Origin of the sequence: Paracoccus halophilus, from assembly GCF_000763905.1 — a bacterium.
GTDB lineage: Bacteria > Pseudomonadota > Alphaproteobacteria > Rhodobacterales > Rhodobacteraceae > Paracoccus > Paracoccus halophilus.
Window position 1 is genome coordinate 189,743 of the sequence record NZ_JRKN01000004.1, and the last position, 12,851, is coordinate 202,593.

Sequence of the window (12,851 nt, forward strand, 5' to 3'; positions counted from 1 at the left end):
GCGGAATGGGTAAAGCGAACTTTGCGTAAATTTGCCTATGGCAGTTCCAGCTTGCCGACCAGAGGCGTGTCGTCGCTGGCCGGGACGGTATGGCGCTCGATCATCCGGCGGACGACGGGCGGGTTCGGGCCGCGATGCAGCTTGTGCAGGTCCTCGTATGTCTCGAAATCGGACATGGTGCGGCGCTGGTTGTGGCGGATATATTCGTCCCATGTCGCGATATGATAGCTTTCGGTCCATTGCTCGGGGCTTTCAAGATCGCGCAGCAGCGCCCAGTTGCGCGCCCCGTCGCGGCGGCGGATATTGCGGCGAAGCGCCATCAGGCGCAGGAACTCGGGCACGTCCTGCTGATCGATGATATAATCCACGGTCACCATGATCGGACCCGAGCGGCCGCGCAGGTCCAGCCCCAGCGAGGGCTCGCGGAAACGGTTCAGCGGATCCAGATTCAATGTCGAGAATTCCGGGATGCGCAGCCAGTGCCCCAGAACCGCACCCAGAAACAGCGGGATGGCCGAGAGCGCCAGCGCCGCGCCGACGCCATGGGCCGAGGCGACCATGCCCCAGATCCAGCTTCCCACAGCCATGCCGCCAAAGACCGCGGTCTGGTAAAGCGCCAGGGCGCGCGCCACCACCCAACGCGGGGTGGACAGCTGCACGGTCACATTGAACAGCGACAGGGCCAGCACCCAGCTTGCGCCGGCGGGCAGCATGGCCAGCGCATGCGCCCAGACGCTGTCGGTCCAGGCCAGCGCCAGCGCCGAGCAGCCAAAGGCGGCGAATGCGACCCGGACGACGTTCTCGTTATCCAGCCGCTCGCGCATATGCGGGTTGATCAGCGCGCCGAGAATCGCGCCCAGGCCGAAACAGCCCAGCAGCAGGCCGAAAAGCAGCGACCCGCCCCGGGGCTGCTCCTTGGCGACCACGGGCAGCAGCGCCATGATGACAATGGCCGAAAAGCCGAACAGCGCTGCGCGCAGCAGCACCCGCATCAGGTTGGGCGACAGCGCGACATAGCGCAGCCCCGCCCCCACCGCCGAGACAAAGGGCTCGGGCGAGGTGGTGCGCGGAGGCGGGGCCGGGCGCCAGCGCGCCAGCGCCGCCAGCAGCGGGACATAGCTGACCGCGTTGACAAGAAAAGCCGCCGCCGCACCAAAGGCCGCGGTGATTATCCCGCCCGCCGCCGGGCCGATACTGCGCATCAGGTTGAAGCCGACGGAATTCAGCGTGACCGCCGCCGGCAGGTCCTCGCGCGGGACAAGGTCCTGCATGCTGGCCTGCCATGGCGGGTTGTAGATCGCCTGGCCGACCCCGATCAGGAAGGTCAGCGACAAAAGCAGCAGCGGCGTCATCAGCCCCTGCCAGGTCAGCACCGCCAGCAGGACCGAGGCCAGGGCCATGAACAGCTGCGCCCCCAGAAGCAATGTCCGTCGGTCCAGGATATCGGCCAAGGCTCCTGAAATCAGAGCGAAAATCATGATCGGAAGGGTGTTCGACGCCTGCACCAGCGCGATCAGCGTGGCCGAATCCGTCAGCTGCGTCATCATCCATGCCGCGCCGACAGCCTGCACCAGCGCCCCGAAATTCGAGATCAGCGTGGCCGACCAGAGCAGTCGGAAATCGGTGTGTCTGAACGGGGCGAGGGGGCTCTGGCGGGCTTGGCTGGGCATGTCCTGATCACCTGGGGCGGCAGGCCCAGCCTACGCATACCGCCCATGGGCTGCAATCATCCGGCGATGATTCCCGGCGCAAGGGCATATATCCCACCATATCTTTTTATTATCGAATGTTCTTCGATAATTTTCCATTTATGTCGAATATAATATCCGCAATGCCGTAGTTTGGCGGCCAGATCGGGAATTCATTTTCCTGCGGAATGTTATTCTTGTCGGCAACACGAAGGAGAGGGAGCGCGAACATGAAAGTCATCATCCTCGGAGCAGGTGTGCTGGGCGTCACCTCGGCATGGTATCTGGCCAAGGCCGGACATGAAGTCACCGTGATCGACCGCCAGCAGGGCCCGGCGCTGGAAACCAGCTATGCCAATGCAGGCGAAATCTCGCCCGGCTATTCCTCGCCCTGGGCCGCGCCGGGTGTGCCGCTCAAGGCGCTGAAATGGATGTTCCAGCGCCATGCGCCGCTGGTCCTGCAGCCGCGCCTGGACTGGCATCGCGTGTCCTGGATGGCGCGGATGCTGGCCAACTGCACCTCGTCGGCCTATGCGATCAACAAGAGCCGCATGGTCCGGCTGGCCGAATACAGCCGCGACTGCCTGGGCGAACTGCGCGCCGAGACGGGGATCGAATACGACCAGCGCATGCAGGGCACGCTGCAGCTGTTCCGCAAGCCCGAGCAGCTTGACGCGGCCGGCAAGGATATCGAGGTGCTCCGAGCTGACGGTGTTCCCTTCGAGGTGCTGGACCGCGCGGGTTGCATCGCCGCCGAGCCGGGGCTGGCCGCCTCGGCCGAGCGGATCGCCGGCGGGCTGCGCCTGCCGGGCGACGAGACCGGCGATTGCTTCAAGTTCACCAACCGGCTGGCCGAAATGGCCGTGGCGGCCGGCGTGACCTTCCGCTGGGGCGTGACGGTCGAGCGGCTGCAGGCCGCGAACGGGCGGATCACCGGCGTTCAGACCGATCAGGGCCGGATGACCGCCGACCGCTATGTGCTGGCCATGGGGCCGCATTCGCCGCAGATGGTGCGCCATCTGGGCGTCAAGCTGCCGGTCTATCCGCTCAAGGGCTATTCGCTGACCATCGATATCGAGGATGAAAGCCGCGCCCCCGTCTCGACCGTCATGGACGAGACCTACAAGATCGCGATCACCCGTCTGGGCAGCCGCATCCGCGTCGGCGGGCTGGCGGAAATCGCCGGTTACGACCTGAGCCTGAACCCGCGCCGCCATGCGACGCTGGCGAAATCGGTGAGCGAACTGTTCGGCGGCGCCGGCGACCCGGCCAAGGCCGAGTTCTGGACCGGGCTGCGTCCGATGACGCCCGACGGAACCCCGATCGTCGGCGCGACGCCGATCGCGAACCTGTTCCTGAATACCGGCCACGGAACTCTGGGATGGACCATGTCTGCGGGCTCGGGCCGCCTGCTGGCCGATCTGATCTCGGGGCGCAAGCCGGATATCGCCGCAGAGGATCTGGGCTATGCGCGTTACCAGCGCGGCCTGCGCGACGGCATCGGCGGTTCGCTGCAGCCCGCGCGCGCCTGAACGGCCTCAAGCCTGTCACAAGACAAGGGCCGGGTTCCGAACCCGGCCCTTTCGCATTCGTGGCACCGGCCGGATTCGCTGCGCATCAGGTTTTTCGCTTGTTTCATAAGGGTTTCGGGGAGGTTTCGCCGAAAACCGTATAGCAACACTCTGGTAACGTTTTGTCATTGAAGCGGGGCTTGCCCTTGACGCAGCGTCGGTGCCGGCGACTGTTACGGCTATACGAGTCGTGCCGCCCTCTGCTCGGGCGGTGCGCGCGACGTTGTGATATGTTAATGCTGCCACGTCTGCGCCCTCTGCGGCGCAGTGCGTTACGAAGGGAAATACCGATGCGCCTTGCTTCGCTTATGCTGGCATTGGGGTTTGTGCTTGCCGCCTGCGCCGCCCCGCCCGAAGCCACGACCACCCCGACCACGACCACGCAGGGCATATATGGCGCCCGGATCGATTCCGGCCCCAATTCCGAGCCGATCGACATTCCGGCCGTGCGCCCGGCCTATCTGAACGAACAGAACACCCGCCAGCGCGTCGCCTATAACGGCCCCGAACGGCCGGGCACCATCGTCGTCGATCCCTATGCGCGTTTCCTGTACCATGTGCTGGAGAATGGCGAAGCGATGCGTTTCGGCGTCGCCGTCGGGCAGGCCGGCAAGAACTTTGCCGGCAGTGCCACGATCCGCCGCAAGCAGGCCTGGCCCAGCTGGACGCCCACCGCCAACATGGTCCGCACCCAGCCCGAGCTTTACGGCCCGCTGAGGGGCGGTCTCAAGGGCGGTGTCGACAATCCGCTGGGCTCGCGTGCGCTCTATCTCTACAAGGGCAGCCGCGACACCATGTATCGCATTCACGGCACGATGGACCCGTCCTCGATCGGTAAGGCCACCTCGGCCGGCTGTATCCGCCTGTTCAACCAGGATGCCATGGACCTGTTCGAAGAGATCCCCCTGGGCACCCCGGTCAAGGTGCGGACCCGGGCCGAAAGCATCGCGCTGGAAGGGCCGATGATCCAGCAGCCGAACGGCTATCTGGTGCGCGAGCGCGATCTGCAGACCGCCGCGGCCGTTCAACCGCAATAGATCTCGGCTGCATCGCGCGGCCGGCACGCGCCGGCCGCAACGCGGTTTGCAAACCGGCCCGGGGCTGCTATCTGGATCGGGATGTTCTTGCGTTCGGGAAACGATGCTGCGTCTTGTCCTGACCCTGGCCGCGACACTTGTCGCCTTTTCCGCCCCGGCCTATGAGGCGGTCGATCCGGTGCATGGGCTGCCCGCGCCGCGCGACTCGGACCAGTTGCGCTGCACCGATGACGGCGGGCATTGCATCGCGGTCGCGACCTATGTGCCCGATGTCTGTCGCACCATCGAGCGCGCGGCGGGAAAGAACCGGCTGGACCCGAATTTCCTCGCCCGGCTGCTGTGGAAGGAAAGCCTGTTCGAGGCCAATGCCATCAGCCCCGTCGGCGCGATGGGAATCGCGCAGTTCATGCCCGGCACCGCCGAGATGGTGGGGCTGGACGATCCCTTCAACCCGGCAAAGGCGATCGAGGCCTCGGCCCGTTATCTGCGCCAGCTGACCGACAGTTTCGGCAATGTCGGGCTGGCGGCGGTGGCCTATAACGGTGGCGAGAACCGCGCCGCGCGTTTCATCGCGCAGGGCGGCAGCCTGCCCTGGGAGACGCAGGATTACGTCGAGGCGATCACCGGCCGGACCGCGTGGAACTGGCGCGACGATCCGCCGGGCGAGCTGGATATAAGGCTGGACAGGGAGCGCCCCTTTCGCGCGGCCTGCATCGATCTGGCGGGCAACCGCAAGCTGCGCGAATTCCAGACGCCGGACCGCGTCTGGCCCTGGGGCGTGATCGTCGCCGCCCATGCCAGCCGCGCCGGCGCGACCAGCCAGGTGTCGCGGCTGAACCGGACGCTGCGCCCGATCCTGGGCGGCAAGCGCATCGGCTATGTGCGGCGCAAGATTTCGGGCGCGCCGCGCAGGATGTATACCGCGCAGATCGGCTATTCCTCGAAGACCGAGGCCTATGCCTTTTGCGCCCGGCTGCGCGGTCTGGGCGGCCGCTGTCTGGTGCTGAAGAACTGAACGCCGCGCGGGTGGCGGCGTTCGGCATGGATATTTGAATGAAGAAGAAACGGGCTATTCTGCCCAGCGGACCTGCGTCAGGTCGTTGGCGGGCATTGGCGCATTTTCCCACAGCCCTTGCAGTTCGGCCCTGGCGACGCCGGTCTTGGCAAGCTGGAACAGATAGGCGTTGACTTGATCCCGGGCGATGATCTCCTGCGCCTGTTTCAGGAGTGTCGAGCGCGTCGCGGGCGCGGTGGCGGCGTCTAGTTCGGCCATCACCTCGCGGAAGGCGGGATTGTCGTAGTTGAAGTAATAATCCTCGCGCCCGTAGATGCCGATATCCATCGGCTCCACATGGCTGATGATGGTCAGGTCGTAATCCGCGTTCCCGAACACCTGTTCGAGCCATTGCGACCATTCCATATTGGTGATCCGGGTGTCGATGCCGACGGCACGCAGCTCGGCCGCGACGATCTCGCCGCCGCGTCGCGCATAGGGGGTGGGCGGCAGGGCAAGGCGCAGGGTCAGTCTGTCGGCGCCCGCCTCGGCCAGCAGGCTTTTCGCCAGTTCGGGATCGTGCTGCGATTCCGCCGTCAGGTCGATGTAATCGGGGCTATGGGGGGCGAAATGCGTGCCGATGGGCGTGCCGTAGCCGAACATCGCGCCGTCGATGATCTCTTGCCGATTGATCGCGTGCGAAATGGCCTTGCGCACCCGCAGATCGTCCAGCGGCGGGCGGGCATTGTTCATCGCCAGGATGGTTTCGCCCTCGGTCGTGCCGACCAGCACCCGGAAGCGCGGATCCGCCTGGAACTGGGCCAGGGTCTCGGGCGCGGGATAGATCGGGAAAGCGTCGATGTCGCCTGCCATGATCGCGGCGAAGGCGGCGGTCGGATCGCTGATGAAGCGGAAGGTGGCGGTCTTCAGCGCCGGCTTTTCGCCCCAATAGCCATCATAGGCGGTCAGGGTGATATGATCGCCCTGTTTCCATTCGCCGAACCGGAACGGGCCGGTGCCGACCGGATGCGAGGCGATATCGCCGATATTGGCCTGCTCGACCATGACCGCGTCGCCCCAGGCCAGCTTGAAGGGCAGGGCGCCATCGGGGGATTTCAGCGCGATACGGACGGTGTGCGGGTCTATGGCCTCGACGGTGCTGATCCCCTCGAACAGGGTTTTCTGCGCATTGGTGCTGTCCGGAGCCCGGGCGCGGTCGAGCGTGAAGATCACGTCCTGCGCGTCGAAGGCGCTGCCATCGTGGAAGGTCACGCCGGGGCGCAGGCGGAAGGTATAGACGCTGCCATCCCCTGAGATGTCCCAGCTTTCGGCCAGTGCGGGCTGCACGCTGCCGTCCGGAGCGATGCGGGTCAGCCCCTCGAACAGGTTGGCATAGACCACCTCGTCGATGGCGGCGGCGGCGCCTCCGGTCGGGTCGAGGTTCGGCGGCTCGAGCACCATGCCCAGTATGATCGAGTCCTGGGCCGCGAGGGCCGGGGAGGCGATCGCCGCGAATGCGACCGCCCGCATGAGCCTGGCAAACATTCCTGTCCCTTTCGATTGGCTGACCCGGGGCACATTCCGGGCAAAACCGCCGGCGATCAAGCCCGGTTCGCGGTCAGTTGCTGGGCGAGTCCGGCAAAAAGCAGCCAGAGCGAGGTCAGCAGAAGGCCCCAGCGGGCGAAGGTCTCGGCGTGGAAATCGACCATCGCCGCCCAGATCGCGAACACCACCCAGAGGATGGCCACAGGCAGCGAGATCCAGCGCCAGCGTTCCGTCCGGACCGGGTGGATGAACTTGATATTGGTGAACATGGCGTAGGTCAGGACCACGACGATGAACAGGATCACCCAGAAATTCGGCTTGAGCGCGAACAGGACCAGCACCACCATATTCCAGCATCCGGGAAAGCCGGAAAAGGAATTGTCCTTTGTCTTCATGCGGGTATCGGCGAAATATACGACGCTGCCATAGGTGATCGCGATGATCGCGATCCAGCCCGTCCAGCCGGGCAGCAGCCCCGACATGAACAGCGCATAGGCGGGGATGAAGACATAGGTCAGATAGTCGATGATCAGGTCCATCAGCACGCCGTCATAGGTCGGCCAGTTGTGCTTGACGTCATAGCGGCGCGCCAGCGGGCCATCGACCCCGTCCACGATCAGCGCCACGACCAGCCAGAAGAACATCATCGACCAGTCGCCATTGCCGGCGGCGAGCAGCGCCAGCATGGAAAGAACCGCCCCCGTGGCGGTGAGCAGGTGAACGAGAAGAGCCTTGAGACGCAGGTTCATCATGTGCTTGTGTCATCGAACGGTCATGTTCGCAAGTTCTTGCCCGGACCTGCCGGCCGGTTTGCCCGTGTCGTGATGCGCGATTGCGCCGCTAATTCGCGAATTCCTCGGCCGCGTAGCCCTGAAGATAGAGCAGCGCCGTCAGATCGCCGTGGTTGATTCGCAGATCGACCTGCGCCGCGACCGAGGGCTTGGCATGCAGCGCCACGCCCGTGCCCGCAAGCTGCAACATGCCCAGATCGTTGGCGCCGTCGCCGACCGCGATGACATCGGCGGGTGTGAACCCGCGCGCGGCGGCGATTTCGTGCAGCGCCTCGACCTTGGCTTCGCGGCCCAGCACGGGCAGGGCGACATGGCCGGTGAGCAGGTCGTTATCAGCCAGAAGCGTATTGGCGCGATGCTCGTCAAAGCCGAGCGCGGTCGCGACCGGCTCGGTAAAGACCGTGAACCCGCCCGAGACGAGCGCGGTATAACCGCCCTGCGCGCGCATCGTCGCGACCAGTTCGCGCCCGCCCGCCGCCAGCGTGATGCGGCTGTCCAGAACCTCGCCGATGGCGCTTTCGGGCAGGCCGGACAGCAGGGCGACGCGGGCGATCAGGGCCTCGTGGAAATTCAGCTCTCCGTTCATTGCCCGGGCGGTGATGGCGGCGACGCGTTCACCGACGCCGGCGACATCGGCCAGTTCGTCGATGCATTCCTGCTCGATCATGGTGGAATCCATATCGGCCAGCAGGATCGCCTTGCGCCGGGTCCGGGTCGGCTGAATCGCAAGGTCGAAGCCCTGCGCCTGCAGCACCTCCCAGATGGGCCAGAAATCGGCGGGCAGGGCCTCCAGCGGGAATTCGGCCGCGATGCCCGCGTTCAGCCAGATCACATGGCCGCCGTTCCACTGGGCGCGCAGATCCTCGACCAGGCGCGGTGTCAGATCGGCGCGTTTCGGGGCGGCGAGGATGGTGACGGTGAACATGGGGGCTCCGGGCCTGATGGGTCGGGCGCAGCACTAGCGAATGCGCGGCCCGGGTTCAATCGCGCAGCAGATGAGAAAGCGCTTGCGGGAATCGGGTGCCGGGTATAGGTCCGACGGTGGGACACGCCGCCCCAACGCGGCGCTAAATAGCTGGAAGGCTACACATATGAGCATGACTGCCCCGGCCGCGCGGCCGGCCAATCCGCGCTTTTCTTCGGGCCCCTGTGCCAAGATCCCCAGTTTTTCGCTGGACATGCTGGAGGGCGCGCCGCTGGGCCGTTCGCATCGTGCCGCCATCGGCAAGGCCAGGCTGGCCGAGGTGATCGAGCTGACCCGCGAGCTTCTGGACGTTCCGCAGGATTACCGGATCGGGATCGTGCCCGCCTCGGATACCGGCGCGATGGAGATGGCGCTGTGGTCGCTTTTGGGCGCGCGCCCGGTCGAGATGCTGGCCTGGGAAAGCTTTGGCGCGGGCTGGGTCACCGATGTGGTCAAGCAGCTGAAGCTGGACGCCATGGTGCGCGAGGCCGATTACGGCCGGATTGTCGATTTCGCGCAGGTCGATTTCGACAAGGACGTGGTCTTTACCTGGAACGGCACGACCTCGGGCGTGCGGCTGCCGAATGGCGACGCGATCCCGGCGGATCGGGCCGGCCTGACCATTTGCGACGCGACCAGCGCGGCCTTTGCAATGGAGTTGCCCTTCGACAAGCTGGATGTGGTGACGTTCTCCTGGCAGAAGGTGCTGGGCGGCGAGGGTGCGCATGGCATCCTGATCCTGAGCCCGCGCGCCGTCGAGCGCCTGGAGAGTTACACCCCGGCATGGCCCCTGCCCAAGATTTTCCGCCTGACCAAGGGCGGCAAGCTGATCGAGGGGATTTTCAAGGGCGAAACGATCAACACGCCCTCGATGCTTTGCGTCGAGGATTATCTGGTGGCGCTGAAATGGGCGCGCTCGCTGGGCGGGCGCAAGGCGCTGATCGCGCGGGCCGATGCCAATGCCGCGGCGGTGCGCGATTTCATCGCCGGCAAGGACTGGATCGCCGATCTGGCCGAGGATCCGGCCACGGCCTCGACCACCAGCGTCTGTCTGAAATTCACCGATCCGCGGATCCGCGACGGTGCGGCTTTCGCCAAGGCGGTCGCCAAGCGGCTGGAGAAAGAGGGCGTGGCACTGGATGCCGGCGCCTATCGCGACGCGCCGCCCGGGCTGCGGATCTGGTGCGGCTCGACCGTCGAGACCTCGGATGTCGCGGCGCTGATGCCCTGGATCGAATATGCCTTCAACGCCGAGATCGAGGCGCAGGCGGAAATCGCCTGACGGAGATGCCGGACCGGGGGCCTTGCCCCCGGACCCCCAGGATATTTGAACATGAAAGAGAACGAGGCGCGGGCGCCATCGCGCCGTCCTTGTTCGTCCAAGAGGATGAAGAAAATGCCCAAGGTTCTTGTTTCGGACAAGCTTTCGGAAACTGCCGTCCAGATCTTTCGCGATCGCGGCGTCGATGTCGACTACCTGCCGGAGGTCGGCAAGGACAAGGAAAAGCTGGCCGGGATCATCGGTCAATATGACGGTCTGGCGATCCGCTCGGCGACCAAGGTGACGGCGAAGCTTCTGGAGAATGCCGCCAATCTGAAGGTGATCGGGCGCGCCGGGATCGGGGTCGACAATGTCGAGATCCCGGCGGCCTCGAAAAAGGGCGTGATCGTGATGAACACGCCCTTTGGCAACAGCGTGACCACCGCAGAACATGCCATCGCGCTGATGTTCGCCGTGGCGCGGCAACTGCCCGAGGCGAGTGCCTCGACCCATGCAGGGAAATGGGAAAAGAACCGGTTCATGGGGGTCGAGCTGTTCAACAAGACGCTGGGCGTGATCGGCGCGGGCAATATCGGCTCGATCGTGATCGACCGGGCATTGGGGCTGCATATGAAGGTGCTGGCCTATGACCCCTTCCTGTCGGAGGATCGCGCGCGGGAAATCGGCGTGACCAAGGTCGAGTTGGACGAGTTGCTGGCCAAGGCCGATTTCATCACGCTGCATGTGCCGCTGACCGACAAGACCCGCAATATCCTGTCGCGCGAGAACCTCGCCAAGACCAGGAAGGGCGTGCGCATCGTCAATGCCGCGCGCGGCGGGCTGATCGACGAGGAGGCGCTGGCGGAATTGCTGAAATCGGGCCATGTGGCCGGCGCCGCGCTGGACGTATTCGCGACCGAGCCTGCGACGGAAAGCCCGCTTTTCGGTCTGCCCAATGTCGTGGTGACGCCGCATCTGGGGGCCTCGACCAGCGAGGCGCAGGAGAACGTGGCGATCCAGGTGGCCGAGCAGATGTCGGATTACCTGCTGACCGGTGCGGTACAGAACGCGCTGAACATGCCCTCGGTCACGGCCGAGGAGGCTGCGGTGATGGGGCCCTGGATCAAGCTGGCCGGGCATCTGGGCGCCTTTATCGGTCAGATGACCGATGAGCCGATCAAGGCGATCAACGTGCTTTACGATGGCGTGGCGTCCGAGATGAACCTCAAGGCGCTGAACGCCGCGGTGATCGCGGGGGTGATGAAGGCCACCAACCCGGATGTGAACATGGTTTCGGCCCCTGTCATGGCCACCGAGCGCGGCGTGCAGGTGGCGACCACGACCCAGGCCAAGACCGGTGTCTTCGACGGCTATATCAAGGCGACGGTGGTGACCGATTCGCGCGAGCGCTCGATCGCCGGCACCGTGTTCAGCGACGGCAAGCCGCGTTTCATCCAGATCCGCGGCATCAATGTCGATGCCGAGATCGGCGAGCACATGCTTTATACCCGCAACAAGGACGTGCCCGGCGTGATCGGCGCCCTTGGGATGACGCTGGGCGATCTGGGCGTGAACATCGCCAACTTCACCTTGGGCCGGACCGGTTCGGGCGAGGACGCCATCGCGATCCTTTATCTGGACGAGGCGGCGCGTCCCGATGTGCTGGAGGCCTTGCGCGCAACCGACAAGTTCCTGCAGGTCCGTCCGCTGCATTTCGAGGTTTGAAACCGGCCGGCCCCTGACGTAAATCTTCGGGGGCTTTCCTTGACCGGGGGGATCATGGCGACCTATGCCATCGGCGATATTCATGGCCATCTGGACCTGCTGAAAGCCGCGCATGACCGGATCGCACGCGATCAGGCGGCGCATGGCGGTCGGGGCGAGATCGTTCATCTTGGCGATCTGCTGGATCGCGGTCCGGATTCGCACGGCGTTGTCGATTACCTGATGCAGGGGCAGGCCGCCGGGCGGCCGTGGATCGTGCTGATGGGCAATCACGACCGTTTCCTGCCGCGCTTTGCCCGCCAGCCGGGCTGGGTCGATGCGGGTCTAGCCTCGGGGCGGCACTGGCTTGATCAAGCCACGCTGGGAGCGGCCGAGACGCTGGCATCCTATGGCGTCGAGATTTGCGCGGATCATGCGCGCACCCATGCCGAGGTCCTGCGCGCCGTACCCGAGGCGCATCTGCGCTGGCTGGAAAACCTGCCGCTCTGGCATCTGATTCCGCAGGCACTGTTCGTTCATGCGGGAATTCGGCCGGGTGTCGATCTGACGGCGCAGGCCGAGCATGATCTGCTATGGATCCGCCGCGGCTTTCTGGAGGACGCGACTGATCATGGCGTTCTGGTCGTGCATGGCCATACCCCGGTCGGCAAGGTCACGCATTTCGGCAATCGCCTGGCGGTCGATACCGGGGCGGCCTATGGCGGACCGTTGAGCGCGGTGGTGTTTGACGAAACCGGCCTGCATCTGGTGCGCGGCAAGGGGCGCGTGCCCATCGCGCCGAAATAGGCGCGGCGCGATGGCCGCCAGTGCGTTGGCATCGGCCGACCCCATCCGCTGCGGCCTGGCGCAATCGGCGCCTGCCGCGATGTCGGACATTTGTTGAGGTGGACAGCGGACGCATGGAACTGTAAGAGCCGCGCCAGACAGGAATGGTGAGATGCGGATCAGTTCGAAAACCGCGAAATACAGTCTGGGGCAGGTCGTGCGCCATCGCGAACATCCGTTTCGCGGGGTGGTCTTCGATGTCGATCCGGAATTCTCGAATACCGAGGAATGGTACGAATCCATTCCCGAGGATGCCCGTCCCTGCCGCGACCAGCCGTTCTATCATCTCTATGCCGAGACCGAGGCGACCTATTATGTCGCCTATGTTTCGGAGCAGAATCTGATGCCGGACATTTCCGGCGAACCGCTGGACCATCCGGAAGTGACCGAGATGTTCGGCGAGTTTCAGAATGGCCGCTATCCGCTGCAATTCGGGTTGAACTAGGCGGC

11 protein-coding genes are annotated in these 12,851 nt (G+C 65.0%); 7 read left to right on the forward strand and 4 right to left on the reverse strand.

What is annotated here, in order from left to right; all coding sequences use genetic code 11:
* Positions 1–35: 35 nt before the first annotated feature.
* Positions 36–1,670, reverse strand: a complete 1,635-nt coding sequence (locus IT41_RS04615) for an MFS transporter (protein WP_036739045.1) — start codon at positions 1,668–1,670, stop codon at positions 36–38.
* Between the two features lie 248 nt (positions 1,671–1,918).
* Here IT41_RS04615 and IT41_RS04620 point away from each other — a divergent pair, with 248 nt between their 5' ends.
* The 3 genes from IT41_RS04620 (at position 1,919) to IT41_RS04630 (ending at position 5,311) form a co-directional block, all read left to right on the forward strand.
* Positions 1,919–3,220, forward strand: coding sequence for a D-amino acid dehydrogenase (locus IT41_RS04620; RefSeq protein ID WP_036739047.1), 1,302 nt, complete (start codon positions 1,919–1,921; stop codon positions 3,218–3,220).
* 329 nt (positions 3,221–3,549) lie between these two features.
* Positions 3,550–4,296 carry a L,D-transpeptidase gene (locus IT41_RS04625; protein WP_036739048.1) on the forward strand — a complete coding sequence of 249 codons (747 nt, stop codon included), beginning with the start codon at positions 3,550–3,552 and terminating at the stop codon, positions 4,294–4,296.
* 103 nt (positions 4,297–4,399) lie between these two features.
* Positions 4,400–5,311: a lytic transglycosylase domain-containing protein gene (locus tag IT41_RS04630; RefSeq protein WP_036739049.1), complete on the forward strand. Its 912-nt coding sequence runs from the start codon at positions 4,400–4,402 to the stop codon at positions 5,309–5,311.
* Positions 5,312–5,365: 54 nt separating this feature from the next.
* Here the strand turns inward: IT41_RS04630 and IT41_RS04635 are convergent, their stop codons facing one another.
* The 3 genes from IT41_RS04635 to serB all read right to left on the reverse strand — a co-directional run bounded on the left by IT41_RS04635 (position 5,366) and on the right by serB (position 8,551).
* Positions 5,366–6,835 carry an ABC transporter substrate-binding protein gene (locus IT41_RS04635; protein WP_036739052.1) on the reverse strand — a complete coding sequence of 490 codons (1,470 nt, stop codon included), beginning with the start codon at positions 6,833–6,835 and terminating at the stop codon, positions 5,366–5,368.
* 56 nt (positions 6,836–6,891) lie between these two features.
* The gene (locus IT41_RS04640; RefSeq protein WP_036739107.1) at positions 6,892–7,584 is read right to left on the reverse strand and encodes a CDP-alcohol phosphatidyltransferase family protein; all 693 of its coding nucleotides are present in this window, start codon (positions 7,582–7,584) and stop codon (positions 6,892–6,894) included.
* 91 nt (positions 7,585–7,675) lie between these two features.
* Positions 7,676–8,551 carry a phosphoserine phosphatase SerB gene (gene serB, locus IT41_RS04645; RefSeq protein ID WP_036739053.1) on the reverse strand — a complete coding sequence of 292 codons (876 nt, stop codon included), beginning with the start codon at positions 8,549–8,551 and terminating at the stop codon, positions 7,676–7,678.
* Between the two features lie 166 nt (positions 8,552–8,717).
* Between serB and IT41_RS04650 the strand changes: the two genes are divergently transcribed.
* From IT41_RS04650 to hspQ, 4 genes are all read left to right on the forward strand, one after another.
* Positions 8,718–9,872, forward strand: a complete 1,155-nt coding sequence (locus IT41_RS04650; RefSeq protein WP_036739054.1) for a phosphoserine transaminase — start codon at positions 8,718–8,720, stop codon at positions 9,870–9,872.
* A gap of 114 nt (positions 9,873–9,986) precedes the next feature.
* Entirely contained in the window at positions 9,987–11,576 is a 1,590-nt protein-coding gene (serA, locus tag IT41_RS04655) for a phosphoglycerate dehydrogenase (protein ID WP_036739109.1), read from the forward strand.
* A gap of 54 nt (positions 11,577–11,630) precedes the next feature.
* The gene (locus tag IT41_RS04660) at positions 11,631–12,362 is read left to right on the forward strand and encodes a metallophosphoesterase (protein ID WP_036739055.1); all 732 of its coding nucleotides are present in this window, start codon (positions 11,631–11,633) and stop codon (positions 12,360–12,362) included.
* 151 nt (positions 12,363–12,513) lie between these two features.
* A complete protein-coding gene (hspQ, locus tag IT41_RS04665) occupies positions 12,514–12,846 on the forward strand; it encodes a heat shock protein HspQ (RefSeq protein WP_036739057.1) in 333 nt (110 codons plus the stop codon).
* Positions 12,847–12,851 lie beyond the last annotated feature (5 nt).